Origin of the sequence: Streptomyces sp. NPDC053542, assembly GCF_044544685.1 — a bacterium.
In the GTDB taxonomy this organism is placed as follows: Bacteria; Actinomycetota; Actinomycetes; order Streptomycetales; family Streptomycetaceae; genus Streptomyces.
This window is the reverse complement of sequence record NZ_JBITXL010000012.1, coordinates 238024-262513: the sequence shown is the minus strand read 5'-3', so window position 1 is coordinate 262513 and position 24490 is coordinate 238024. Positions and strand designations below refer to the sequence as shown.

Genomic DNA, 24490 nt, shown 5'->3' with positions numbered 1-24490 from the left:
CCCTGAGTGAGGACACACGCCATGCCGGGCCCCGAGCCGAGACCCCTGCCTTCCGCCGCTGTTCGCCCGGTACGCGACCGCGTGCGGCCGTCGCTCCGAGGCACGACGGCGGGCTGATCCGACGATGCGTGCCGAACACGCCACCTATGCGTGCGGCGCGGCTCTGGGCTTTCTCGGCGACCTGGCCGTGGGCGATCCCCGCCGCGGCCACCCGGTGGCCGCCTTCGGGCGGGCCGCGGGAGCCGTGGAGCGCGGGCTGTGGCGCGATCACCGTGGATACGGAGCGGCGCACACCGCGCTGTGCGCCGGCGGGGCCGCGGTGGGCGCGGCCCTGCTCTCCCGTGCCGTACGCCGCTGCGCCCCCGCACACGTAGCGCTGACCGCCGCCGCCACCTGGGCCGTGCTGGGCGGGACGACGCTGGGCCGGGAGGCGCGCGCCATCGGCGGCGCGCTGGAGGCCGGCGACCTGGACGTGGCGCGCGAGCGGCTGCCGCACCTGTGCGGCCGCGACCCGCAGGCGCTGGACGGGCAGCAGATGGCCCGCGCGGTCGTGGAGTCCGTCGCCGAGAACACCTCCGACGCGGTCGTGGGCGCGCTGGTCTGGGGCGCCGTGGGCGGCGTACCGGGGCTGGTCGCCTTCCGCGCGGTCAACACGCTGGACGCGATGGTGGGTCACAAGTCGGACCGCTACCGCCGGTACGGCTGGGCCTCGGCCCGGCTGGACGACGTGGCGGGCTGGCCCGGCGCGCGGCTGACCGCCCTGCTGGCCACCGTCGCCGGGCCCGACCCGCGCGGCGCGTGGCGCGCCTGGCGGGCCGACGGCAAGCAGCACCCGAGCCCCAACGCGGGCCCGGTGGAGGCGTCGTTCGCGGGCGCGCTCGGCGTACGGCTGGGCGGCACGCTCGCGTACGCGGGGCGGGTCGAGCACCGTCCGGTGCTCAACGACGGCGCACGCGCCGTCGAGGGCGCGGACATCGCCCGCGCGGTGCGGCTCTCGCGCCGGGTGAGCGCGCTGGCGCTGGCGACGACGGTCGGGGCGCGGATCGCCGTGGGCGCGGTCCGTACGGCCCGGAAGGCGAGGAGATCCCGGTGAGCGGTACGGACAGGACTCTCGGTGGCGGCCTGCTGGTCGCCGGGACGACGTCGGACGCGGGCAAGAGCGTGGTCACGGCGGGCATCTGCCGCTGGCTGGCGCGCAAGGGCGTCAAGGTCGCGCCCTTCAAGGCGCAGAACATGTCACTCAATTCGTATGTGACGCGCGAGGGCGCGGAGATCGGGCGGGCGCAGGCCATGCAGGCCGCGGCGGCCCGCGTCGAGCCGACCGCGCTGATGAACCCGGTCCTGCTCAAGCCCGGCAGCGACCGCAGCAGCCAGGTCGTGCTGCTGGGCAAGCCGGTGGGCGAGCTGAGCGCCCGCGGGTACCACGCGGGCCGTCAGGAGCAGCTGCTCGGCACGGTCACCGACTGCCTCCAGGAGCTGCGCCGTACGCACGACGCGGTGATCTGCGAGGGCGCCGGCAGCCCGGCCGAGATCAACCTCCGCCGCACGGACATCGTGAACATGGGCATCGCGCGCGCCGCGAACCTGCCCGTGGTCGTCGTCGGCGACATCGACCGCGGCGGCGTCTTCGCGTCCTTCTTCGGCACCACCGCGCTGCTGTCCGAGGCCGACCAGGCGCACATCGCGGGTTACCTGGTGAACAAGTTCCGCGGCGACGTGACGCTGCTGGAGCCGGGCCTGGACATGCTCAAGGAGCTGAGCGGGCGGCCGACGCTGGGCGTCCTGCCGTTCCGGCACGGGCTCGGCATCGACGAGGAGGACGGCCTGCACGTCTCGCTGCGCGGCGCGGTGCGCGAGAGCACGGTCGCGCCGCCGCACGGCAAGGACATCCTCCGGGTCGCGGTCGCCGCCGTCCCCCTGATGTCGAACTTCACGGACGTGGACGCGCTCGCCGCCGAACCGGGCGTCGTGGTGCGCTTCGTGGACCGCCCCGAGGAGCTGGCCGACGCCGACCTGGTCGTGCTGCCCGGCACCCGCGGCACCGTACGGGCCCTGCAGTGGCTGCGCGAGCGCGGCCTCGCCGACGCGATCGCCCGCCGGGCCGCCGAGGGCCGCCCGGTGCTCGGCATCTGCGGCGGCTTCCAGATGCTCGCCGAGCACATCGAGGACGAGGTGGAGTCGCGGGCCGGCGCGGTCGACGGGCTCGGACTGCTGCCCGTACGGGTGCGGTTCGCGCCGGAGAAGACCCTCGCCCGGCCGACGGGCGAGGCGCTGTCCGAGCCGGTGGCGGGGTACGAGATCCACCACGGCGTGGCCGACGTCCGGGAGGGCGACGAGCCGTTCCTGGACGGCTGCCGCGTCGGCTCCGTATGGGGCACCCACTGGCACGGCTCCCTGGAGAGCGACGGCTTCCGGCGTGCCTTCCTGCGCCGGGTGGCCGCCGCCGCGGGGCGCGCGTTCGTGTCCGCGCCGGACACCTGCTTCGACGCGCTGCGCGAGGAACAGCTCGACGCGCTGGGCGACCTGATCGAGGAACACGCCGACACCGCGGCCCTGCTGCGGCTGATCGAGGACGGAGTACCGAAGGGTCTGCCGTTCGTACCGCCGGGGGCGCCGTGAGCACGCCCGGCGAGAAGCCAACGAAAGCCACTCGGAGGAGTGATCCGTACGTGAGCACCCGGTATCCGTTCACCGCCGTCGTCGGCATGGACGACCTGCGGCTGGCGCTGCTGCTGAACGCCGTCAGCCCTGCGGTGGGCGGCGTCCTGGTCCGCGGCGAGAAGGGCACGGCCAAGTCGACCGCGGTCCGTGCGCTGGCCGACCTGCTGCCCGACGTTCCGGTGGTCGCCGGCTGCCGCTTCAGCTGCGACCCCGCCGCTCCCGACCCGGAGTGCCCGGACGGGCCGCACGAGGTGGGCCCCGGCGAATCGCGTGCGGCGCGCATGGTCGAGCTCCCCGTGGGCGCCTCCGAGGACCGCCTGGCGGGCGCGCTCGACATCGAGCGCGCCCTGTCCGAGGGGGTCAAGGCGTTCGAGCCGGGCCTGCTCGCGCACGCCCACCGCGGCATCCTGTACGTCGACGAGGTCAACCTGCTGCACGATCACCTGATCGACCTCCTCCTGGACGCCGCCGCCATGGGCGCCTCCTACGTCGAGCGTGAGGGCGTCTCCGTACGGCACGCGGCGCGGTTCCTCCTCGTGGGCACGATGAACCCCGAAGAGGGCGAGCTGCGGCCGCAGTTGCTGGACCGCTTCGGGCTGACCGTGGAGGTCGCCGCCTCCCGCGAGCCGGACCAGCGCGTGGAGGTCGTCAAGCGGCGCCTCGCGTACGACGCCGACCCGGCAGGCTTCGCGGCGCGCTGGGCCGCGGAGGAGGAGGCGCTGCGGCAGCGGATCGCCACCGCCCGCGCGCTGCTCCCCGACGTGACGCTCGGCGACGCGGCGCTCCGCCAGATCGCCGCCACGTGCGCGGCCTTCGAGGTGGACGGCATGCGCGCGGACATCGTGATGGCGCGCACCGCCACCGCGCTGGCCGCGTGGGCGGGCCGCGACAAGGTGCTGGAAGAGGACGTACGGCAGGCCGCGCTGCTCGCGCTGCCGCACCGGCGCCGCCGCAATCCCTTCGACGCCCCCGGCCTCGACGAGGACAAGCTCGACCAGGCCCTGGACGAGTTCGGGCCCCAGGAGGACTCGCAGGACGACGAGCCCGACCCCGAGCCGCAGGGCCCGGACGACGGTCCGGACGGGCCGGACGGCGGGGGTCCGGACGGAGGCGGCGGGCTGCCGCCTCAGGACGGCCCGGACGACGCGCCGCAGCCGTCCGGCGCGGACCAGGGCCCCGAGCAGCCCTCCGTACCGGACCAGCGCTCGGAGGGCGCTCCGGAGCAGCAGCCCGCCCAGCCCAGGAACGAGGCCGCCGAGAGCGGCGCTGCTCCCGAGAAGGCCGCGGTCGGCGCCACCGAGCCGTTCAAGACCCGGCGGCTGGACGTGCCGGGGCTCGGCGAGGGCGCCGACGGCCGCCGCTCGCGGGCCCGTACCGCGCACGGCCGCACCACCGGTTCCCGCCGCCCCCAGGGCGCGCTGAGCAAGCTGCACCTGGCCGCCACCGTGCAGGCCGCCGCGCCGCACCAGAAGGCGCGCGGGCGCAGCGGCCGCGGGCTGCTGATCCGCCGCGACGATCTGCGTGAGGCCGTACGCGAGGGCCGCGAGGGCAATCTGGTCCTCTTCGTCGTGGACGCGTCCGGCTCGATGGCGGCGCGCAAACGGATGACCGCGGTCAAGGGCGCGGTCCTCTCGCTGCTGCTGGACGCGTACCAGCGGCGCGACAAGGTCGGCATGATCACCTTCCGGGGCGCGGACGCCGAGCTCGCGCTGCCGCCGACCTCCTCCGTGGAGGCGGGCGCGGCCCGGCTGGAGCAGCTGCCGACCGGCGGCCGCACCCCGCTGGCCGCGGGCCTGCTGAAGGCCCATGAGGTGCTGCGCGTGGAGCGGATGCGGGACGCCTCGCGCCGCCCGCTGGTCGTGGTCGTCACGGACGGCCGGGCCACCGGCGGCGTCGAGCCGCGCCCGCGCGCTTCGAAGGCCGCCCAGCTGCTGGCCTCCGAGGGCGTCGCCTCGGTCGTCGTGGACTGCGAGGCCGGTCCCGTCCGCCTCGGCCTGGCCGGCGAGCTGGCCCGCGATCTGCAGGGCACCGCCGTCACCCTCGACGAACTCCGCGCGGACAGCGTCTCCGCGCTCGTCCGCACCGTCACCGACACCACTCACCGGAGGGCCGCCTGATGCCGCAGGGACAGCCGACCGTCGTACCGAACGACGGCCTCACCACCCGTCAGCGCCGCAACCGCCCGCTCGTCTTCGTCCACACCGGCACCGGCAAGGGCAAGTCCACCGCCGCCTTCGGGCTGGCGCTGCGCGCCTGGAACCAGGGCTGGCCGGTGGGGGTTTTCCAGTTCGTGAAGTCCGCGAAGTGGAAGGTCGGCGAGGAGCGGGCGCTGAAGGTCCTCGGCGAGACCGGCGAGGGCGGCACGGTCGCGTGGCACAAGATGGGCGAGGGCTGGTCCTGGGTCCAGCGCGACATCGAGTCCAGCGAGGAGGCCGCGCGCGAGGGCTGGGAGCAGGTCAAGCGGGACCTGGCGGCGGAGTCGTACAAGCTGTACGTGCTGGACGAGTTCGCGTACCCGATGCACTGGGGCTGGATCGACACCGACGAGGTCATCGAGGTGCTGCGGAACCGCCCCGGCACCCAGCACGTCGTGATCACGGGCCGTAACGCGCCCGAGAAGCTCGTGGACTTCGCCGACCTGGTCACCGACATGACCAAGGTCAAGCACCCCATGGACGCGGGCCAGAAGGGCCAGCGGGGCATCGAGTGGTGACGACCGCAGCGATGACCGAAGTGATGATCCAGTGGTGAACGTTCCGCGCCTGGTGATCGCCGCGCCCTCCTCGGGCAGCGGCAAGACCACCGTCGCCACGGGCCTGATGGCGGCCTTCCGCGAGGCGGGCCTCGCGGTGTCCCCGCACAAGGTCGGCCCCGACTACATCGACCCGGGCTACCACGCGCTCGCGACCGGGCGTCCGGGCCGCAACCTCGACGCGTACCTGTGCGGTCCGGAGCGGATCGAGCCGCTGTTCCTGCACGGCGCGACGGGCGCCGACCTGGCGCTCGTCGAGGGCGTCATGGGCATGTTCGACGGCGCGTCCGGGATGGGCGAGCTGGGCTCGACGGCGCAGGTCGCGAAGTTGCTGCGGGCGCCGGTCGTCCTGGTCGTGGACGCGTCCTCGCAGTCCCGCTCGGTGGCCGCGCTGGTGCACGGCTTCGCGTCCTGGGACCCGGAGGTGCGGCTCGCCGGGGTGATCCTGAACAAGGTCGGCTCCGACCGGCACGAGGCGCTGCTGCGCGAGGCGCTGGGCGGCGCGGGCGTGCCGGTACTGGGCTGTCTGCGGCGCGCGCCGAAGGTCAACACGCCCGCCCGGCACCTGGGCCTGGTCCCGGTGGCCGAGCGGGCCCCGGAGGCGGTGGACTCGGTGGCGGCGCTCGCCGAGCAGATCCGTACCGGCTGCGACCTGGAGGGGCTGCTGGCGCTGGCGCGCAGCGCGCCGGAGCTGACCGGGCCGGCGTGGGCGCCCGCGGCCCCGGAGACGCCCGCTGCGGGCCGCCCGGTGATCGCGGTCGCGGGCGGCGCCGCCTTCACGTTCTCGTACGCGGAGCACGCCGAGCTGCTGACGGCGGCCGGCGCCGAGGTCGTCACCTTCGACCCGCTGCGGGACGAGAAGCTGCCGCCGGGGACGGCCGGTCTGGTGATCGGCGGCGGCTTCCCGGAGGTGTACGCGCCGGAGCTGTCGGCGAACGAGCCGCTGCGCGCGGAGGTCGCCCGGCTGGCGGCCGCGGGGGCGCCCGTCGCCGCGGAGTGCGCGGGCCTGCTGTACCTGTCCCGTTCGCTGGACGGCAGGCCCATGTGCGGCGTGCTGCCCGCCGACGGGCGGATGTCGGAGCGGCTGACGCTGGGCTACCGGGAGGCGGTGGCCATCGGCGACAGCGCGCTGGCGGCGGCCGGGACGCGGGTGCGCGGCCACGAGTTCCACCGCACGGTCCTGGAGCCCGGCACGGGCGACGGTCCGGCGTGGGGCTTCGTACGCCCCGAGCGCCGTACCGAGGGCTTCGTCCAGGACGGCGTGCACGCCTCGTACCTGCACGTGCACTGGGCCGCCGAGCCGTCGCTCGCGCACCGGCTGGCGGCGCGCGCCGCGGCGTGGGCCGGGAGCGCCTGATGGCCTCAGCCCGACAGGCCCACCACCAGCCACATGAAGCCCACGCCCGCTGCCGTACAGCCCAGCGTCGACAGCGCGGGGTGCTCGTGGTGGGCCTCCGGCAGGATGTCGGAGGTCGCGAGGTAGAGCAGGACGCCGCCGAAGAAGCCCAGGTAAAACCCGAGCGGCTGCTCCGGCAGGGTGAGCAGGAGCGTGGCCGCCGCGCCCACGAGGGGCGCCACCGCGTCCGCGCCGAGCAGCAGCAGCGCCTTGCGCCGGGCGTTCCCGTAGAGGCTGGCGACGGTGTACGTGTTGAAGCCGTCGGCGAAGTCGTGGGCGATCACGGCGAGCGCCACGGCCACCGCCATCTCGCTGCCGACCTGGTAGGCCGCGCCGATCGCGAAGCCGTCCATCAGGCTGTGCACGACCATCGCGGCCGCGGCCGTCAGCCCCACCTGCGGGACGCGTTCCTCCGGGTCCATGCCGTGCGCGGCCTTGCGTACGGCCAGCAGCCGTTCCGCGGCGTGCGCGGCCAGGAAGCCCAGCACGAAGCAGAGCAGCGCCGCGGGGACGCCGAGGAGCCGTACACCGGCCGCCTCCAGGGCCTCCGGCAGCAGGTCGAGGCCGACGACGCCCAGCATCAGGCCGCCGGCGAGGCCGAGCACGAGGTGACGGCGGTCGGTGACCCGATGGGCGACCCAGCCGCCGACGAGGGTCATCAGGAACGCCCCGACCGCGATGACCACAGGCACTGTCTCGCCCCTTCCGCCGCCGTGCCCACACGTGTACCGATGCCGGTACCCGTGTCACCTGCTTACTGATCCCCCGCCGGTCCCGCATGTCCGGCTCCGCCCCTCCGAAAGGACCCGCCGTGCCCGCCGTGCCTTCCGAGCATGCCGCGCGTGGACCGGAGCGGGACCTGGTGGTGGGGATCGGCGCACGGCCCGGAGTACCGGCCGAGGAGCTGACGGGGCTGGTCAGGGCCGTGCTCGCGGAGGCCGGGCTGCCGCTCGCCGCGGTGCGCGCGCTGGCCACCGTGGACGCCAGGGCCCGGGAGCCGGGGCTGCGGGCGGCCGCCGCGCTCCTCGGGGTGGAGCTGCTGGCGTACCCGCCCGCCGTGCTGGCCACCGTGCCGGTGCCGCACCCCTCGGGCGCGGTGCTGGCCGCCACCGGGACGCCGTCCGTCGCCGAGGCCGCCGCGCTGGCGGCAGCGGGCCCCGGCGGGACGCTGGCCGTGCCCAAGCGGAAGTCCGCGGACGGTGGCCCGGCCCGGGCCACCTGCGCGGTCGCCCGCCGCGCCGCACCCCACGACAGCAGCACGCAGCCGACCGTACGAACACAGCGGACCGTACGCACGCACCCGACCGTACGCACGCACGAGGAGACGCCGTGACCACCCTGCCCGACCTTCGCCACCACGGGGACGCCGAGGTACGCGGCGCCGCGGCCGGCCTGACCGACCTGGCCGTCAACGTCCGGACGGGCACCCCGCCGGCCTGGCTCAAGGCCCGGATCGCCGCGTCGCTGGACGGGCTGGCAGCGTACCCGGACGGCACGGCGGCGCGCGCGGCGGTCGCGGCGCGGCACGGGCTGCCGCCCTCCCGGGTGCTGCTGACGGCCGGTGCCGCCGAGGCGTTCGTGCTGCTCGCGCGGGCCGTGCGCGCCACGCGCCCGGTCGTGGTGCACCCGCAGTTCACCGAGCCGGAGGCGGCCCTGCGGGACGCCGGGCACGAGGTGCACCGGGTGCTGCTGTCCGAGGAGGACGGCTTCCGGCTGGCTCCGGAGGCGGTACCGGAGGACGCGGACCTGGTGGTGATCGGCAACCCGACCAACCCCACCTCCGCGCTGCACCCCGCGGAGACCGTGGCGGCGCTGGCGCGGCCGGGCCGCACGCTGGTCGTCGACGAGGCGTTCATGGACGCGGTGCCGGGCGAGGCGGAGTCGCTGGCCTCCCGTACGGACCTGCCGGGCCTGGTGGTGCTGCGCAGCCTCACCAAGACCTGGGGGCTGGCCGGGCTGCGCATCGGGTACGTACTGGCGGGCCCGGAGCTCATCGAGGCGCTGGAGCGGGTCCAGCCGCTGTGGCCGGTCTCCTCCCCCGCGCTCACCGCGGCCGAGGCGTGCTGCGAGCCGGCGGCGCTCGCGGAGGCCGAGGCAGCAGCTGCGCGGACAGCCGCCGACCGGGCGCACCTGATCGCGCGGCTGGGCGAGTTCCCGCAGGTCACGGTGGTACAGCCGGCCGAGGGCCCGTTCGTACTGATCCGGCTGCCGGACGCGGCGGGCGTACGGGAGCGGCTGCGGCAGCTGGGCTTCGCGGCCCGGCGCGGCGACACGTTCCCGGGCCTGGGCGCCGACTGGCTGCGCCTGGCGGTCCGGGACCGGGACACCACCGACCGCTTCGTGACGGCCCTGGCAAAGGCGTTCTGAGGGCCCCCTGAGGGCTGTCTGAGGGCCGTTCCGAGGCGGCCTGAGGGCCGTCCACCATGCGGAACCCCGTTGCCCTGGGCACCCAAGATCGCCGTAGGGTGCCGCCGTGACGAACGAGCAGACGAATCAGAAGCCCGCGGCAGCCCCTCCCGAGGGGACCGGCGACCTCCCCGCGTCCGACCGCGCCGCGCGGCGCGCCGTCACGCTCTTCCCGCTGCTCGTGGTCGTGGCCGGGCTGATCGGCCTGTTCTGGCCGTCGCACTTCACCGGCTGGGCCCCGGCCGTGCCCTGGCTGCTCGGCGTCGTGATGTTCTCGATGGGCCTCACGCTCACCGTCCCGGACTTCGCCGCGGTCGCCAAGCGGCCGTGGGCGGTCGGGCTGGGCCTGGTCGCGCACTACGTGATCATGCCGGGCCTCGGCTGGCTGGTGGCCACCGTGCTGGACCTGCCGCCCGCGCTGGCGGCGGGCGTGATCCTGGTCGGCTGTGCCCCGAGCGGTACGGCCTCCAACGTCGTGACCTACCTGGCGCGCGGCGATGTGGCCCTGTCCGTCTCGGTCGCGACGGTCTCCACCGTGGTCGCTCCCTTCGTGACCCCGGCGCTGACCTACCTGCTGGCCGGCCAGTTCATGCATGTGGACGCCGGGGTGATGGTGACCGACATCCTCAAGACCGTCCTGCTGCCGGTCTTCGCCGGGCTGCTGGTCCGGCTGGCCGCCGGGCGCTTCGTCGACCGGCTCCTGAAGGCCCTCCCCTGGGTGTCCGCGCTGACCATCGCGGTGATCGTGCTGGTCGTGGTGGCGGGCAGCGCGGCACAGATCAAGGACGCGGCGGCCCTGGTACTGCTCGCGGTGGTCCTCCACAACGGCCTCGGCCTGGCCCTCGGCTACGGCGCGGGCAAGCTGGCCCGCCTGGGCCGCCCCGCCTCGAAGGCCATGGCCTTCGAGGTCGGGATGCAGAACTCCGGCCTGGCGGCCTCCCTGGCCACGGCCCACTTCAGCCCAGCGGCCGCCCTCCCGGCCGCGGTCTTCTCGGTCTGGCACAACATCTCGGGCGCGGTGGTCGCGGCGTGGATGGCCCGCAGCAGCCGCACACCCTCCAGCCCGTCCGGCGTTTGAGGACGGCCCGGTACCGGCCACCGGCCCGCAGCCGCCCACCGGCCGTGGGCCGGAACCCCGGCGTCGCAAGCGTCAGCTCACCACCCGCCCCCGCAGCACCACCCGCCGCGGCGTACCGAGCACCCGTACGTCTTCCCGCGGATCCGCCTCATACACGACGAGGTCGGCCGGAGCGCCTTCCTCCAGGCCCGGGCGTCCGAGCCACGCCCGCGCGCCCCAGGCCGTCGCCGACAGCGCCTCCAGGGCCGGTATCCCGGCCTTGACCAGCTCCCCCACCTCCTGGGCGACCAGCCCATGCGCGAGCGAGCCCCCCGCGTCGGTACCGACGTACACCGGCACCCCGGCGTCGTACGCCGCCCGTACCGTGTCGTAGCGCCGCTCGTGCAGCCGCCGCATGTGGTCGGCCCATCGCGGGTACTTCGCGTCGCCCCCGGCCGCCAGCTGCGGGAAGGTCGCGATGTTCACCAGCGTGGGGACGATCGCGACGCCGCGCTCGGCGAAGAGCGGAATCGTCTCCTCGGTCAGCCCCGTGGCGTGCTCGACGCAGTCGATACCGGCGGAGACCAGCGGCTCCAGGGACTCCTCGGCGAAGCAGTGGGCGGTGACGCGGGCGCCGAGCCGGTGCGCCTCCGCGATCGCCGCCTCCACCGCCCCGCGAGGCCAGCAGACTCCCAGGTCACCCGTCTCCCGGTCGATCCAGTCGCCGACCAGCTTGACCCAGCCGTCCCCCCGCTTCGCCTCCTGCGCGACGTACGCCACCAGGTCCTCGGGCTCGATCTCGTGCGCGAAGTTACGGATGTAGCGGCGGGTGCGCGCGATGTGCCGGCCGGCGCGGATGATCCGCGGCAGGTCCTCCCGGTCGTCGATCCAGCGGGTGTCGGCGGGCGAGCCGGCGTCGCGGATCAGCAGCGTGCCCGCCTCGCGGTCGGTGAGCGCCTGCTTCTCGCTGGTCGCCTCGTCGACCGCGCCGTGTGCGTCCAGGCCCACGTGACAGTGGGCGTCGACCAGGCCGGGCAGCGCCCAGCCCTCGATGGTGGTGACGTCCCGCGCCCCGGCAGGCCGCTCGTAGCTGACGCGTCCGCCGACGACCCACAGGCCGTCCCGTACGTCGTCCGGCCCGGCCAGGACCCTCCCCTTGATGTGCAGCACCGCGCTATCGCTCATGCACGCACTGTACGAGCCGCGCGGCAAGCGCTGGACGGGGCGGTCGCCGGGGAGGAATCCCGGAAACCCCATGGCGCTCCGGGCTTTCCTTGCTGTACACCTGTTACCAGCGAATTGCCAATTCTTCAGGTGCGCAGCTTCCCGTATTCTTCTGCCCGCTTTTCCGCAGCTCAAACGCGTCGATTCGGGTGACCCGCAAGTCCCGTAATTCGGACGGATCTCGCGGTCGTTACGCACATGTGACCGACCACACAGCCAGACTGATTTGCCCCCTATTTTCCGGGCAAACCAAGACATCCCAAGGGTCTTCCGTGCGCCCGTGCGTCCCCGCGCGATAACACAGAACCCCCCGTCTCCGTAACCCCAGCCCGCGATGCAATTTCGAATTTCCCTCGGTAAATTTAATTCCCATGACCGCCGCACAAGCAGACCTTGCACGTGCCCGAAGCGAATTCAGAGAAATGCCGGAGGGCTTCAAGCTCGATGCCCCGCGAGTGGAGGACGGGGCCGCCATCTGGCGCATAGCCCGGGACTCCCGCACGCTGGACCTGAACTCCTCCTACAGCTACCTGCTGTGGTGTCGTGACTTCGCCGCCACCTCCGTCGTCGCCCGCGACGCGAAGGGCGAGACGGCAGCCTTCATCACCGGCTACATCCGGCCCGCCCGCCCCGAGACCCTCGTCGTCTGGCAGGTCGCCGTCGACGACGCGCACCGTGGCCGCGGGCTGGCCGCAGCTCTCCTGGACGGCCTCGCCGGCCGCGTCGCGCAGGAGCAGGGCATCACTCGCCTCGAGACCACGATCTCGCCCGACAACACCGCGTCGAACCGGCTCTTCGCCTCCTTCGCCGAGCGCCACGGCGCCTCGGTGGAGCGCGAGGTCCTCTTCGACGCCGGGCTGTTCCCCGAGGAGGGCCACGAGCCGGAGGTGCTGCACGACATCGGCCCCTTCGCCGCCCCTGCACAGCCGTCGCGCTGAGCCCCGTGCGCCAAAGCGCACCCCAAGACTTCCCCCCTCTGTCACACCCCACATCTCCCAGGAGCTTGCTGTGACCATCACCCAGCCGGATCTGAGCGTCTTCGAAACCGTCGAATCCGAGGTGCGGAGCTACTGCCGCGGCTGGCCCACCGTCTTCGACCGGGCGCAGGGCAGCCGCATGTACGACGAGGACGGCCATGCCTACCTCGACTTCTTCGCCGGCGCCGGGTCGCTGAACTACGGCCACAACAACCCGGTGCTCAAACGCGCGCTGATCGACTACATCGAGCGCGACGGCGTCACCCACGGCCTGGACATGTCCACCACGGCCAAGCGGGCGTTCCTGGAGTCCTTCCAGAACGTCATCCTGCGCCCGCGTGACCTGCCGTACAAGGTCATGTTCCCGGGCCCGACGGGCACCAACGCGGTCGAGGCCGCGCTGAAACTGGCCCGTAAGGTCAAGGGCCGCGAGTCGATCGTGTCCTTCACCAACGCCTTCCACGGCATGTCGCTGGGCTCGCTCGCGGTGACCGGCAACGCGTTCAAGCGGGCCGGCGCGGGCATCCCGCTGGTCCACGGCACCCCGATGCCGTTCGACCACTACCTCGACGGCCGCTACCCGGACTTCCTCTGGTTCGAGCGGCTGCTGGAGGACCAGGGCTCCGGCCTGAACCAGCCCGCCGCCGTGATCGTCGAGACGGTCCAGGGCGAGGGCGGCATCAACGTGGCCCGTCCCGAGTGGCTGCGCGCCCTCGCGGATCTGTGCCACCGCCGTGACATGCTGCTCATCGTGGACGACATCCAGATGGGCTGTGGCCGCACCGGTGCCTTCTTCTCCTTCGAGGAGGCGGGCATCGTGCCGGACATCGTCACGGTCTCCAAGTCCATCAGCGGATACGGCCTGCCGCTCGCGCTCACGCTCTTCAAGCCGGAGCTGGACGTCTGGGAGCCGGGCGAGCACAACGGCACCTTCCGCGGCAACAACCCCGCCTTCGTCACCGCCGCCGCGACCCTGGACACGTACTGGGCCGACGGCCAGATGGAGAAGCAGACCATCGCCCGCGGTGAGATCATCGAATCGCACCTGCGTGCCATCGCCGAGGAGCACCCGCGGGCCGGTGTGGACTACCGCGGCCGCGGCATGGTCTGGGGGATGGAGTTCGCCGACAAGAGCCTGGCGAACAAGATCTCCAAGCGGGCCTTCGAGCTGGGCCTGCTGATCGAGACTTCGGGGCCGGAGAGTGAGGTCGTCAAGCTGCTGCCGGCGCTCACCACCACCCCCGAGGAGCTGGACGAGGGGCTGCGCACCCTCGCCCGCGCGGTCCGCGACTGCGTCTGACACCGACGCGCACGGGGCCGGCCGGCGGCAACGCCGGCCGGCCCCGGCGGATCTCACCACCCGCAGAACAGAAAGGTTTTGAACCACGTGATCGTTCGCTCGTTGAAGGACATCGAGGGCACCGACCGCCACGTCAAGTCCGCTTCCGGGACGTGGGAGAGCAAGCGCATCGTGCTCGCCAAGGAGGGTGTCGGTTTCTCGCTGCACGAGACCACCCTTTACGCGGGCACGGAGACCGACATGTGGTACGCGAACCACATCGAGGCCGTACTGTGCGTAGAGGGCGAGGCAGAGCTCGAGAACCGGGAGACCGGTGAGAAGCACTGGATCGAGCCCGGCACGATGTACCTGCTCAACGGCCACGAGAAGCACACCCTGCGGCCGAAGACGGACTTCCGTTGCGTGTGCGTCTTCAACCCGCCGGTCACCGGTCGCGAGGACCACGACGAGAACGGCGTGTACCCGCTGCTCACCGAGCCCGAGGCGAGCTGACGCCGCTGGATCAGGCCCGCTGCCCCGTCCGGCAGTTGAGGAAGGCACGTACGAGAGGAGAGGAAGGCAACACCATGACCACCGCACCCGAGCGCACCGCCGACCTGTACCCGACCCGTGGGGCCACCGAGGTGATCACCCCGCGGCAGGACCCGGTGGTGTGGTCGCAGCCCGGCACGGCAGGCCCGTTCCAGCCGTCCGAGCTGAGCGACTTCGAACGCGACGGCTTCTTCGCCATCGAGGAACTGATCACGGCGGACGAGGTCGCGGTGTACCGCGCCGAACTGGACCGGCTCACCCATGACCCGGAGATCAAGGCCGACCCGCGCTCGATCGTCGAGCCGAAGTCGGACAAGGTCCGGTCCGTGTTCGAGGTGCACAAGATCAGCGAGGTCTTCGCCAAGCTGGTCGCCGACCCGCGCGTGGTAGGGCGCGCCCGTCAGATTCTCGGCTCGGACGTCTACGTCCACCAGTCGCGGATCAACGTCAAGCCGGGCTTCGGTGCGTCCGGGTTCTACTGGCACTCGGACTTCGAGACCTGGCACGCCGAGGACGGCCTGCCGAACATGCGCACGGTGTCCGTCTCGATCGCGCTGACCGAGAACTACGACACCAACGGCGGCCTGATGATCATGCCCGGCTCGCACAAGTACTTCCTGGGCTGTGCGGGTGAGACGCCGAAGGACAACTACAAGCGGTCCCTGCAGATGCAGGACGCGGGTATTCCGACGGACGAGGCGCTGACCAAGCTGGCCGACCGGCACGGCATCCGCCTGTTCACCGGCAAGGCCGGTTCGGCGACGTGGTTCGACTGCAACGCCATGCACGGCTCCGGCGACAACATCACGCCGTACCCGCGGAGCAACGTCTTCATCGTGTTCAACAGCGTGGAGAACGCCGCGGTGGAGCCCTTCGCTGCCCCGGTGCGGCGCCCGGAGTACATCGGTGCCCGGGACTTCACCCCGGTCAAGTGAGCCATCCCGTGGTGTCTTCTTCCTCGTGACGAGGACGGAGTCCGGTTTGGGGCCGGGGGGCCTTGGGTCCGCCCAGGGGTCTCCGGCTCACAACCAGGCGAGTGACGCGGCCGTCGCCAGCACATGCTGAGCGGCGGCCGCGTCGCCTGCCTGGCCCCGGCTCACTTCCTGCGGGGTGAGCCGGCCGCCCACCAGCAGGCAGAGGTCGGCCGCGTCCAGGACCAGCTCGGCGGCGACCGGCTCGGCGGCCGGGCCCAGTACCCAGTCGCCGCCCGCCTCGCCCTCCACCGCCAGCAGGACGGGCCGGGCCCCGTCCCCCAGTGCCAGGTCCAGGATCCGGACCGCGAGCGCCACCAGCCGCCGCAGGTGCGCAGGCGGCGGCGCGGGCACGCCCAGGCCGAGCGCCCGGCCGATGTCCCGGGTGTGGATCCAGGTCTCGAACGCCCTGATCCCGTAGTGGTCCGCGACCGGCAGCCGGCGGCCCATCAGCGCGGTGGACAGCGCGGCCGGCTCCGCCTCCCGCGCCTCGGGCAGGTCCAGCAGCCCGTGCGCCTGGGTCCGCCACGCCTCGGCCGTCTCGGCGGGCGGGCGGGTGTGCTCGTACGCCACCACTTCCTCCGTACGCGCCGCCCAGCGCACCTCCCACGGCGCCGCGTCCCCCGCGCCGCCCTGCTCGGCGCGCGTCACCGGCAGCAGCCCCAGCCGCTCGGCCAGCGGCTCGTCCGCCGCGATCAGATGCGCGACCGTGCCCTGTACGTCCCAGTCGTGCACCACCGGCGTCCCCCAGCGCGCCGGCGTACCGTCCAGCTCGCGCAGCAGCGCCTCCAGGCTCGCGACCGCGGCGGCGTACGGAGCGGCGTGCGGGGCGGGCGCGTCGTGCCCGGTGCGCGCCGCGCGGGCCGCCGCCATCAGCCGGCCCCGGGCGACCTTGTCCGTGCCCCGGCGGCCGCCCTTGGCCGGCTCGGCGGGCGGCCCGTCCAGCCGGTGCACGGCCTCCCGCAGCCGCGCCAGTTCCTCCGCGCACTCGACGCAGTCCTCGACGTGCGCGCGGATGCGTTCCTCGTCCCCCGCCATCACCGCGTCCAGCGCCCAGGCGGCGAGCAGCGCGTCGATCTCGGGGTGCTCCTCCGGGTCCCAGCCCATCAGATGCCTCTCTCGACGGCCGGATCCGGCGGGTCGGCCAGCCGGTCGGCCAGGCTGCGCAGCGCCGCGCGCAGCCGGGTCTTGGCGGTGTCCTCGGGAATGCCCAGCTCCACCGCGACCTGCCGGTAGGTGCGCCCCGCGAAGTACGCCAGGTGGAGCACCTGGCGCTGGGCCAGGGGGAGCTCGGTGAGCGCGGCGTGCAGCAGCGCGGCGTCGGCGAGCGCGGGCCCGGGCTCGCGCGCCTCGTCGCGCACCCGGTCGACGGCCCGCCGGTGGGCGAGCATGCTGAGCCAGGCGCGCAGCGAGCCGCGGGCCGGGTCGAAGGCGTAGGGGCGGGCCCACAGGTGGGTGAGCACCGCCTGGACGACGTCCTCGGCGGCGTTGGTGCTGCGGGTGACGCTGCGGGCGACGGCGTGCACCAGCCCGCCGAAGGCGTCGTACACCTCGCCGAGGGCGGACTCGTCGCCGTACACCAGTCGCCGGTGCAGGTCCTCGTCGCGCGGCGGAGTCGACGAATGAGCAGTTCTCCGGTCCACCGGCACCACCTCGTGAGGTCGTGCTGCCATTCCTAGCCGTCCGCGCCGCCGCGCGGTAGCCGTCCGCCCGGCCGAATTGCCCGGCGCCCGGGCGAGGCTAGTGCGTTCTGGCACCGTCCCGGCAGGGAACAAGCGGACACACCTCGGCGGCTCGAACGCCGGCGGGCCCGGGCGGATGACCGTAGGGCGCGGCCATCCGCCCGGGGTCCGGGGGCGGGATTCAGCCGGTGAGGGCCGGGTAGTCCACGTAGCCGCTGTCGTCGCCGCCGTAGAAGCTCTCCCGTACCGGCTCGTTGAACGGGCCGCCGGCCGCGAGGCGCGCGGGCAGGTCCGGGTTGGCGAGGAACAGCCGGCCGTACGCCAGCAGGTCGGCCTCGCCCTCCTCGACCAGGGACAGCTCCTCGGGCCCGGCGGGGCGGCCGTCGACGGCCGGGTTCAGCACGAAGGTGCCGCCGAAGCGCTTCCGCAGCCGCGCCAGCAGCCCGCTGTCCCGCACGTCGCAGGCGTGCAGGTAGGCCAGGCCCAGCGGGGCGATCGCCTCGACCAGGGCGGTGTAGGTCGCCTCGGGCTCGGGCGCCGACATGCCGTTGAAGGGGTTGCCGGGCGAGATCCGCAGGGCGGTGCGGTACGCGCCGATCTCCGCGGCGACGGCCTTGGTGACCTCGACGGCGAAGCGGGCGCGGGCCTCGTCGGAGCCGCCCCACTCGTCGGTGCGCAGGTTGCTCGCGGGCGAGAGGAACTGGTGGATCAGGTAGCCGTTGGCGCCGTGGATCTCCACGCCGTCGAAGCCGGCCTCGATCGCGTTGCGCGCCGCGACCGCGAAGTCCGCGATGGTCTCGCGTACCTCGTCGCCGGACAGCTCGCGCGGCACGACGCAGTCCTTCATGCCGTCCTGGGTGAAGACCTGCTGGTCGGCGGCGACCGCGGACGGCCCGACCGGTATCAGGCCGTCCGGCAGCAGGACGGGGTGGCCGATGCGGCCGCCGTGCCACAGCTGCGCGAAGATCCTGCCGCCCGCCGCGTGCACGGAGTCGGTGACCGTACGCCAGCCCGCGATCTGCTCGGCGGTGTGCAGCCCGGGGGTGAGCGGGTAGCCGCGGCCCACCACGTTCGGCTGGGTGGCTTCGGTGATGATGAGACCGGCCGAGGCCCGCTGGGTGTAGTAGCGGACCATGGACGGGGTGGGCACGCCGTCGGCGGTGGCGCGGTTGCGCGTCATCGGGGCCATGACGAGGCGGTTGGCGAGCGTCAGCCCGGCCAGCTCGACGGGGTCGAAGGCAGTGGTCAAGGCGTTCCTTTCACGAAGCCGGTGCGGTCACCGGTCCCCAACACGGCCTGCCGCCGGCACATTCCCGGCAATGTCAACTCCCCTGCACCGCCTGCCACTTGACACCCGTTTACTTGAGCAGCTCCAGCAGCCGGTCCACGTCGTCCGGCGTGTTGTACAGGTGGAAGCCCACCCGCAGCTTCCCCGCCCGTACGGCCGCCACGACGCCCGCCTCGGCCAGCCGCGCGTGCGCGTCCGCGAGGCCGGGGACGGTGACGATCGCGGAGCCGGGCGCGGGCAGCGGCTCGTGCCCCAGCTCGGCGAGGCCGGCGCGGTACCGCTCCGCCAGCGCGGTGTTGTGCTTGTGCACCGCCGCCACGCCGATCTCTTCGAGGAGCGCGAGGGAGTGCTGGGCTCCGGTGTACGGGAGGAGGCCGTGCGGCTCGTCGTAGCGGCGGGCGTCCTCGGCGAGCCGCTCGATCGGGCCGTAGTTGGACTGCATCGGGTCGGCGCCGGCCACCCAGCCCGCGTGCAGCGCGGCCGGCTGCGCCGCGTCCGCGCCGACCACCAGGAACGACGCGCCCCGCGGGGACAGCAGCCACTTGTAGGCGCCGCACACGACGTAGTCGTACTCGCGGGCGTCCAGCGGCAGCCAGCCCGCGGCCTGCGTCGCGTCCAGCAGCGTCCGGGCGCCGTGCGCGCGGGCCGCCTCCCGGACGGCCGCGAGATCGGCGATCCGGCCGTCCAGCGCCTGCACCGCGGCGAAGGCGACCAGCGCGGTGCCCGGCCACACCGCGTCGGCCAGCCCCTCCAGCGGCGCGGTGCGCACCCGCAGCCCCGGCCGCATCGAGAAGGGATTGACCACCGAGCTGAACTCACCCTCGGGAAGCAGCACTTCGGCGCCCTCGGGCAGCGAGCCGGCGATCAGCGCGCTGGAGACGGCGACCGAGCCGCCGATGGCCACTCGGTCCGGGGTGGTGTGCAGCAGCCGCGCGAAGGAAGCCCGCGCGGCGTCCGCCGGGCCGAAGTAGTCGTGGCCCATAGTGCCGTACGAGGTGGCGACGTCGAGCTCGTCGCGCAGCGCCGCGCGGGTCCTGGCGGGCAGCAGGCCGCTGGCAGCGGTGTTCAGATACGTCGTCTCGGGCGCGAACTCGGCGCCGCCCAGTCGCTGTTGCGTCATTGCACCACTGTGATCGTTCCGTGCCCCGGCGTCCATCCCGAATCTTCTTGGGCACGCCCAAAGGAGAGCTTGGAGAAGGACCGCGAAGGGCCCCGGAGGGCGTCTCCGCGGGGGTGGAGGGACCAGTTTTACGCATCCATGGGCGGTTTTGCGCTGTCCTGCGGCGCTCGGTGATGCACTTGCCGTGCATCGGGCCTTCGGCGCCGCCCCGCGCAGGTACGGTCCCGGCATGACTACGCCTCAAGAACGTCTCGGCTCCTGGGAGAGCGCCGGGACCGACCCCGCCGTCGGCCACCCCTTCGACCCCGCCGCGCTCCGGTCGCAGCTGACGCCCGGCGCGCGGGTGCTGGATCTCGGCTGCGGCAGCGGCCGGCGGACGGCCGTCCTCGCGGCACTGGGGTATGCGGCCGAGGGCGTGGACGGGTCGCGGGCGCTGGTCGAGCGCGGGCGGCGGGAGCACCCCGGACTGCCGCTCACGTACTGCCCCGGGCTGCCGCTGCCCTACCAGGACGGGCGCCACGACGCGGCGCTGCTCTTCGGTGTGCTCACCCGCGTGGCGCACGATGCCGGGCAGCGCGCCGTCCTCGGGGAGCTGGCGCGCGTGGTGCGCTCCGGCGGGCTGCTGCACCTCAGCGACGTACCGCTGCAGACCGACCCGCGCTCGCGTGCCCGGTACGCCGCGTACGAGGACGAGTTCGGCGCGTACGGGGTCTTCCGCACCGAGGACGGGGCGGTGGTCCGGCACCACGAGCCGGAGTACCTGCGGCGACTGCTGCGGATGCACGGCTTCGCCGTGACGGAGGAGCGCACCGACGCCGTCGGCACGCTGCACGGTCACTCCGTGAGCCGGCTCCAGCTCATCGCGCGCCGGGCGCCAGCGTGAGCGTCAGGCTGAGGTGGGTGTCGTCGGGGGCCGGGCGGCGGCCCTCGTCCGGCCGCCAGCCGTGCCGGGCGTAGAAGTCGCGGGCCCGGCGGTTGTGCCAGTACACCTGGAGCCGGGCGCGGGGGTGGCCCGCCGCGTGCCAGGCGGCGACGCAGGCGTCGTGCAGGGCAGTGCCGACGCCGGTGCGCCAGTGGGCGGGGTCGACGTGCAGCTGGTGCAGCACGACGGCGTCCGCGGGGGCGCCGTCCTCGCGGCGGAAGGACGCGACACCCACGGTCGTACCGGCGCGTTCCGCGCACAGCACGGTGGTGTCCGGCCGCTCGACGGCCCCGGCCCAGCCCGTGCGCCGGCGGGCCGTGCCGGCCGGGTCGGCCAGGAGCGCGTCGGGCAGCCGTCCGCGGTAGTAGGTCGCGCGGGCCCGGGCGTGCAGCGCGACGATCGCGTCCAGGTCGCCCGGTACGGCGGCCCGGACCGTGATGTCCGGGCCGCTCGCGGGGCGGGGCACCGTCACGCCTCGCGGACCCCGTCGACCCGGCGGGGCAGTCCCAGCGGGTTCTCGTCGCGCAGCTCGGGCGGGAGCAGCGCGGGCGGGGTGTCCTGGTAGGCGACCGGGCGCAGCCAGCGCTCGATGGCCGTGCCGCCGACGGAGGTGGAGGTCGAGGTGGTCGCCGGGTAGGGGCCGCCGTGGTGCTGCGCGGGGGACACGGCGACGCCGGTGGGCCAGCCGTTGACCACGACGCGGCCGGCGAGCGCGGTGACCTCGGCGAGCAGCGCGCCGCCCCGGCCCTCGCCCGCGCACTCGGCGGTGGAGAGCTGGAGGGTCGCGGAGAGGTTGCCGGGCAGCCGGCTCAGGACGGCGGTCGCCTCGGCGTCGTCGGCGTACCGCGCGACCACCGTCACCGGGCCGAAGCACTCCTCCAGGAGCAGGTCGTGCGGGCCCTCGGCGGCCAGCCGGGCGGCGGGCAGCGTGAGGAAGCCGGCGGACACGGTGTGCTCGCCGCCCGCGCCGGGCGTCACCGGGGCCTCCACATCGGGGAGTTCGGCGCGGGCCTGGACGCCCGCGATGAAGGCGTCCCGCATCCGGTGGTCGAGCAGGACGCCCGCCTCGGTGTCGCTGACCTTGGCGGTGAGCTCCTTGACGAGCCCGTCACCGGCCGCGCCCTCGGGCACCAGCACCAGGCCCGGCTTGACGCAGAACTGGCCGACGCCGAGCGTCATCGCGCCGGCCAGGCCCGCGCCGATCTGCTCGGCGCGCTCCTCGACGGCGTCCTGGGTGACCACGACGGGGTTGAGGCTGCCCAGCTCGCCGTGGAAGGGGATCGGCTGCGGGCGGGCCGCCGCCGCGTCGTACAGGGCGCGGCCGCCGCGTACCGAACCGGTGAAGCCGGCGGCGGTGATCAGCGGGTGGCGGACCAGCTCCACGCCCGCGTCGAAGCCGTGCACCAGGCCGACGACGGCCTCGGGGAGGCCGGACTCGGCGGCGGCGCGGCGCAGCAGGGCCGCGCACAGCTCGGAGGTGGCGGGGTGGTCCGGGTGCGCCTTGACGACGACCGGGCAGCCGGCGGCCAGGGCGCTGGCGGTGTCGCCGCCGGGCACCGAGAAGGCCAGCGGGAAGTTGGAGGCGGAGTAGACCGCGACCACGCCGAGCGGGATCTTGTAGCGCCGCAGGTCGGGGCGGGGCGGGGTGAGCTGCGGGTTCGCGTGGTCGATGTGCACGTCGAGGAAGGCGCCCTCGTCGACGATGTCCGCGAACGCGCGCAACTGGTACGTCGTCCGGGCCAGTTCACCGGTGAGCCGGCCGGGGCCGAGCGCGGTCTCGGCGTCGGCGGCCTCGATCACCGCATCGCCCGCCTGGTCGAGCAGATCGGCGGCGCGGCGCAGGAAGGCGGCGCGCACGGTCCGGTCGGCGAGGGAGCCGCGGGCTTCGTGCGCGGCCCGTACGGTCGCGTCGACCTCCTCGGCTGTGGCCTCGGCCGCAACCTCTTCGCGCTGCTTCCCGCTGCGGGGGTCGACGCTCCAGACTGGTGCTGCCACCGTGCATTCCTCCCGGGCCGAGTACTTCTGCAGTCCGGACGCGTTCGATATACTGAACCGCGTCCCGGAGTGTGAATACTCCTGGGACTCTATGACTGTCCGAACTGAGGGGTCAAGGGCGATGCCGGCTGCCGAGACCGGGGGATCACAGGTCAAGTCCGCGGTGCGGACGGTCGAACTGCTGGAGTACTTCGCGGGCCGCCCCGGGATGCACAGCCTCGCCTCCGTCCAGGAGGCCGTCGGCTACCCGAAGTCCAGTCTCTACATGCTGCTGCGCACGCTCGTCGATCTGGGCTGGGTGGAGACGGACGCCACCGGCACGCGGTACGGCATCGGGGTGCGCGCCCTGCTCGTCGGCACGTCCTACATCGACGGCGACGAGGTCGTGGCCGCGGCGCGGCCCACCCTGGACCGGCTCTCCGACGACACCACCGAGACCATCCACCTCGCCCGCCTGGACGGCACGAACGTCGTCTATCTGGCGACCCGTCAGTCGCAGCACTACCTGCGCCCCTTCACCCGAGTCGGCCGCCGGCTGCCCGCGCACTCCACGTCCCTGGGCAAGGCCCTGCTCGCGACGCACACGGACGAGCAGGTGCGCAAGATGCTCCCGGAGACGCTGCCCTCGCTCACCGAGCACACCACGACCGACCGCGAGAAGCTCATCGAGGAGCTGCACGCGGTACGGGAGCAGGGGTACGCCGTCGACCGCGAGGAGAACACCCTCGGGCTGCGCTGCTTCGGGGTGGCGATCCCGTACCGCACGCCGGCCCGCGACGCCATCAGCTGCTCGGTCCCGGTCGCCCGGCTCACCCCGACCCACGAGCAGATGATCAAGGACGCGCTCTTCGACGCCCGGGACCGGCTGACGCTGGCGACGCGGCGCCTCTAGGGCACAGCGCCCGCCTTTCAGGCGCCCTTTCAGACGCCCTTCAGGCGCCCGAACCGCTCAGCTCCGTGAGGGCCGTACGGACCTCCTCCAGGTCCACGTCGGACGCCAGGCCCGCGTGGTACAGCCGCAGCTCGTCGGCGCCGGACGCGGCCGCGTGGGCCGCGTCCGCCGCGAGCGTGTGCGGGCTGCCGCCCATGCCCCGGACGACCGTGAAGTTCGCGGCGCGGACGCCGCGTCCCGTGAACGCCGCCAGCGCCGCGGCCCGGTCCTCCGCACTCCCCGTGCACGGCACGACCACGCCGTCCGCGTGGTCCATGACCTGCCGCGGGTCGACGCCGGCGTTGGCGCCGCAGCGGTGCGGGGCGGGGTCGGCGTGCAGCAGGACGCGGAAGTCCGTCCCGGCGGCGGCCCGTACGGCGGCCACGGCGGCGCGCCGCAGCTCCTCCGCGGCCCGGTTGCGCCAGCCGGCGACGACCCGCGCGTACGGCTCTCCGAGGGCCTCGACGACCTCGGCCCACTCCCCCGCCCGGTCGCCCGCTCCCTCCGTACCGCCGCCCGCCCACACCGGGGCCAGCGCGCGCAGCACTGAGCGGCGCAGCTCCTCGGGGTCGGCGCCCAGCGCCGCGTACCCCTGGCGGCACTCCGTACAGAAGCACAGCGACATCAGGTACTGCGCCGCGCCGCTCAAGGGGACGCCGCCCGTCTTGTCGTGCGCGTGCAGGTGCGCGAGGCCGTACCAGCCGCACGACTCCAGTTCGGTGCCGCGCGTGTACGGCCGTACGGCGGCCTCGGCGGCCAGCGTCACGAGGTACTCGTGCACTTCGGGGCGGGCGATGCAGGGCGCCCAGGGGTAGGCGTCCCCGTAGGCGTTGCGGACGACGGACCCCGGGTGCTCGGCGCCCAGCCGGGAGTTGTGCGCGAGCACCACCCAGGAGTGCACCTCCAGGCCCGCGTCGGTGAGCGTGCGGGCGGCCTCCTCGTACGGGTCGGGCCCCGGGAGCCAGTCCTGCGCATACGGGCGCAGCGCGCGGCCGGCCCACCGCTCCGGGGACGGCGGGTAGAGGACGGCGGAGTGCCGGGCGGTGACGACGCGGTGCTCCGGGTGGCGCGGGGTGAGGGCGCGGGTGGAGTGGTAGGCGGCGGCGAGGGTGACCTGAGCGACGCCGAGCCCGGCGATCCGCCGCGCGGCATCGGGGTCCCCGACGACGTCCCACGGGTAGAGAAAAGCGGCGGCACGCATCGGGATCCCTTCGGAGAACCACATACGCCGAGTCGCACTCAGACGTATTCGTGTCCAGCATCCATCCACATGAACG

Annotated in this window: 23 protein-coding genes; 14 read left to right on the top strand and 9 right to left on the bottom strand. The window is 74.1% G+C overall.

The window, feature by feature from the left end:
- Nucleotides 1-124 precede the first annotated feature (124 nt).
- From ACIGXO_RS30365 to ACIGXO_RS30345, 5 genes are read left to right on the top strand one after another with little or no spacing between them, the layout of a single operon-like run.
- A complete protein-coding gene (locus ACIGXO_RS30365; RefSeq protein WP_399793161.1) occupies nt 125-1093 on the top strand; it encodes a cobalamin biosynthesis protein in 969 nt (322 codons plus the stop codon).
- Nucleotides 1090-2619, top strand: coding sequence for a cobyric acid synthase (locus tag ACIGXO_RS30360; RefSeq protein WP_399793159.1), 1530 nt, complete (start codon nt 1090-1092; stop codon nt 2617-2619). The genes ACIGXO_RS30365 and ACIGXO_RS30360 overlap by 4 nt, the downstream gene beginning before the upstream one ends.
- A gap of 50 nt (nt 2620-2669) precedes the next feature.
- The gene (locus ACIGXO_RS30355; protein WP_399793157.1) at nt 2670-4778 is read left to right on the top strand and encodes a putative cobaltochelatase; all 2109 of its coding nucleotides are present in this window, start codon (nt 2670-2672) and stop codon (nt 4776-4778) included.
- The gene (gene cobO, locus ACIGXO_RS30350; protein ID WP_030264627.1) at nt 4778-5374 is read left to right on the top strand and encodes a cob(I)yrinic acid a,c-diamide adenosyltransferase; all 597 of its coding nucleotides are present in this window, start codon (nt 4778-4780) and stop codon (nt 5372-5374) included. The genes ACIGXO_RS30355 and cobO overlap by 1 nt, the downstream gene beginning before the upstream one ends.
- Nucleotides 5375-5405: 31 nt before the next feature.
- The gene (locus tag ACIGXO_RS30345; RefSeq protein WP_399793156.1) at nt 5406-6770 is read left to right on the top strand and encodes a cobyrinate a,c-diamide synthase; all 1365 of its coding nucleotides are present in this window, start codon (nt 5406-5408) and stop codon (nt 6768-6770) included.
- A gap of 5 nt (nt 6771-6775) precedes the next feature.
- On the opposite strand, the gene ACIGXO_RS30340 is transcribed toward ACIGXO_RS30345, so the two are convergent.
- Nucleotides 6776-7468, bottom strand: coding sequence for a ZIP family metal transporter (locus ACIGXO_RS30340; protein WP_399793320.1), 693 nt, complete (start codon nt 7466-7468; stop codon nt 6776-6778).
- 152 nt (nt 7469-7620) lie between these two features.
- Between ACIGXO_RS30340 and ACIGXO_RS30335 the strand changes: the two genes are divergently transcribed.
- From ACIGXO_RS30335 to ACIGXO_RS30325, 3 genes are all read left to right on the top strand, one after another.
- A complete protein-coding gene (locus ACIGXO_RS30335; protein WP_399793154.1) occupies nt 7621-8142 on the top strand; it encodes a cobalamin biosynthesis protein in 522 nt (173 codons plus the stop codon).
- Nucleotides 8139-9176, top strand: coding sequence for an Rv2231c family pyridoxal phosphate-dependent protein CobC (cobC, locus tag ACIGXO_RS30330; RefSeq protein WP_399793152.1), 1038 nt, complete (start codon nt 8139-8141; stop codon nt 9174-9176). The genes ACIGXO_RS30335 and cobC overlap by 4 nt, the downstream gene beginning before the upstream one ends.
- A gap of 106 nt (nt 9177-9282) precedes the next feature.
- Nucleotides 9283-10293, top strand: coding sequence for a bile acid:sodium symporter family protein (locus ACIGXO_RS30325; RefSeq protein ID WP_399793149.1), 1011 nt, complete (start codon nt 9283-9285; stop codon nt 10291-10293).
- Nucleotides 10294-10365: 72 nt separating this feature from the next.
- Here the strand turns inward: ACIGXO_RS30325 and ACIGXO_RS30320 are convergent, their stop codons facing one another.
- Nucleotides 10366-11457 (bottom strand): amidohydrolase family protein, encoded by a 1092-nt coding sequence (locus ACIGXO_RS30320; RefSeq protein ID WP_399793147.1) that lies wholly within the window; start codon nt 11455-11457, stop codon nt 10366-10368.
- 410 nt (nt 11458-11867) lie between these two features.
- On the opposite strand from ACIGXO_RS30320, the gene ectA reads away from it, so the two are divergent.
- From ectA to thpD, 4 genes are all read left to right on the top strand, one after another.
- Nucleotides 11868-12434: a diaminobutyrate acetyltransferase gene (gene ectA, locus ACIGXO_RS30315; RefSeq protein ID WP_399793145.1), complete on the top strand. Its 567-nt coding sequence runs from the start codon at nt 11868-11870 to the stop codon at nt 12432-12434.
- Between the two features lie 70 nt (nt 12435-12504).
- Nucleotides 12505-13773, top strand: a complete 1269-nt coding sequence (gene ectB / locus ACIGXO_RS30310) for a diaminobutyrate--2-oxoglutarate transaminase (protein WP_030264602.1) — start codon at nt 12505-12507, stop codon at nt 13771-13773.
- 87 nt (nt 13774-13860) lie between these two features.
- Nucleotides 13861-14265, top strand: a complete 405-nt coding sequence (locus ACIGXO_RS30305) for an ectoine synthase (protein WP_399793142.1) — start codon at nt 13861-13863, stop codon at nt 14263-14265.
- Between the two features lie 74 nt (nt 14266-14339).
- Nucleotides 14340-15239 carry an ectoine hydroxylase gene (gene thpD, locus ACIGXO_RS30300; protein WP_399793140.1) on the top strand — a complete coding sequence of 300 codons (900 nt, stop codon included), beginning with the start codon at nt 14340-14342 and terminating at the stop codon, nt 15237-15239.
- Between the two features lie 87 nt (nt 15240-15326).
- Here the strand turns inward: thpD and ACIGXO_RS30295 are convergent, their stop codons facing one another.
- From ACIGXO_RS30295 to ACIGXO_RS30280, 4 genes are all read right to left on the bottom strand, one after another.
- Entirely contained in the window at nt 15327-16382 is a 1056-nt protein-coding gene (locus tag ACIGXO_RS30295) for a maleylpyruvate isomerase family mycothiol-dependent enzyme (protein ID WP_399793138.1), read from the bottom strand.
- Nucleotides 16382-16948, bottom strand: a complete 567-nt coding sequence (locus ACIGXO_RS30290; protein ID WP_399793135.1) for a sigma factor — start codon at nt 16946-16948, stop codon at nt 16382-16384. The genes ACIGXO_RS30295 and ACIGXO_RS30290 overlap by 1 nt, the downstream gene beginning before the upstream one ends.
- 190 nt (nt 16949-17138) lie before the next feature.
- Nucleotides 17139-18206 (bottom strand): alkene reductase, encoded by a 1068-nt coding sequence (locus tag ACIGXO_RS30285; RefSeq protein WP_399793133.1) that lies wholly within the window; start codon nt 18204-18206, stop codon nt 17139-17141.
- Between the two features lie 109 nt (nt 18207-18315).
- Nucleotides 18316-19401, bottom strand: coding sequence for an aminotransferase class V-fold PLP-dependent enzyme (locus ACIGXO_RS30280; protein ID WP_399793131.1), 1086 nt, complete (start codon nt 19399-19401; stop codon nt 18316-18318).
- A 193-nt stretch (nt 19402-19594) separates the two neighbouring features.
- Between ACIGXO_RS30280 and ACIGXO_RS30275 the strand changes: the two genes are divergently transcribed.
- Nucleotides 19595-20248 (top strand): class I SAM-dependent methyltransferase, encoded by a 654-nt coding sequence (locus tag ACIGXO_RS30275; protein WP_399793129.1) that lies wholly within the window; start codon nt 19595-19597, stop codon nt 20246-20248.
- On the opposite strand, the gene ACIGXO_RS30270 is transcribed toward ACIGXO_RS30275, so the two are convergent.
- Both ACIGXO_RS30270 and ACIGXO_RS30265 read right to left on the bottom strand, forming a co-directional pair.
- On the bottom strand, nt 20223-20759 hold the full coding sequence (locus tag ACIGXO_RS30270; protein ID WP_399793127.1) for a GNAT family N-acetyltransferase: 537 nt from the start codon (nt 20757-20759) through the stop codon (nt 20223-20225). The two genes, ACIGXO_RS30275 and ACIGXO_RS30270, sit on opposite strands and share 26 nt — an antisense overlap.
- Nucleotides 20756-22282: an aldehyde dehydrogenase (NADP(+)) gene (locus ACIGXO_RS30265; RefSeq protein WP_399793125.1), complete on the bottom strand. Its 1527-nt coding sequence runs from the start codon at nt 22280-22282 to the stop codon at nt 20756-20758. The genes ACIGXO_RS30270 and ACIGXO_RS30265 overlap by 4 nt, the downstream gene beginning before the upstream one ends.
- A 121-nt stretch (nt 22283-22403) precedes the next feature.
- Between ACIGXO_RS30265 and ACIGXO_RS30260 the strand changes: the two genes are divergently transcribed.
- Nucleotides 22404-23174 (top strand): IclR family transcriptional regulator, encoded by a 771-nt coding sequence (locus ACIGXO_RS30260; RefSeq protein ID WP_399793122.1) that lies wholly within the window; start codon nt 22404-22406, stop codon nt 23172-23174.
- A gap of 40 nt (nt 23175-23214) precedes the next feature.
- Here ACIGXO_RS30260 and ACIGXO_RS30255 read toward each other — a convergent pair whose 3' ends face one another.
- Nucleotides 23215-24414 (bottom strand): hypothetical protein, encoded by a 1200-nt coding sequence (locus ACIGXO_RS30255; protein WP_399793120.1) that lies wholly within the window; start codon nt 24412-24414, stop codon nt 23215-23217.
- Nucleotides 24415-24490 lie beyond the last annotated feature (76 nt).

Coding starts and splice junctions, on each gene's coding strand:
- ACIGXO_RS30320 (WP_399793147.1), bottom strand. CDS start 11,457: ATGAGCGATAGCGCGGTGCTGCACATCAAGGGGAGGGTCCTGGCCGGG.
- ACIGXO_RS30290 (WP_399793135.1), bottom strand. CDS start 16,948: ATGGCAGCACGACCTCACGAGGTGGTGCCGGTGGACCGGAGAACTGCT.
- ACIGXO_RS30340 (WP_399793320.1), bottom strand. CDS start 7,468: ATGACCCTCGTCGGCGGCTGGGTCGCCCATCGGGTCACCGACCGCCGT.
- ACIGXO_RS30260 (WP_399793122.1), top strand. CDS start 22,404: ATGCCGGCTGCCGAGACCGGGGGATCACAGGTCAAGTCCGCGGTGCGG.
- ACIGXO_RS30275 (WP_399793129.1), top strand. CDS start 19,595: ATGACTACGCCTCAAGAACGTCTCGGCTCCTGGGAGAGCGCCGGGACC.
- ectA (WP_399793145.1), top strand. CDS start 11,868: ATGACCGCCGCACAAGCAGACCTTGCACGTGCCCGAAGCGAATTCAGA.
- ACIGXO_RS30280 (WP_399793131.1), bottom strand. CDS start 19,401: ATGGACGCCGGGGCACGGAACGATCACAGTGGTGCAATGACGCAACAG.
- ACIGXO_RS30295 (WP_399793138.1), bottom strand. CDS start 16,382: ATGGGCTGGGACCCGGAGGAGCACCCCGAGATCGACGCGCTGCTCGCC.
- thpD (WP_399793140.1), top strand. CDS start 14,340: ATGACCACCGCACCCGAGCGCACCGCCGACCTGTACCCGACCCGTGGG.
- ACIGXO_RS30365 (WP_399793161.1), top strand. CDS start 125: ATGCGTGCCGAACACGCCACCTATGCGTGCGGCGCGGCTCTGGGCTTT.
- cobO (WP_030264627.1), top strand. CDS start 4,778: ATGCCGCAGGGACAGCCGACCGTCGTACCGAACGACGGCCTCACCACC.
- ACIGXO_RS30255 (WP_399793120.1), bottom strand. CDS start 24,414: ATGCGTGCCGCCGCTTTTCTCTACCCGTGGGACGTCGTCGGGGACCCC.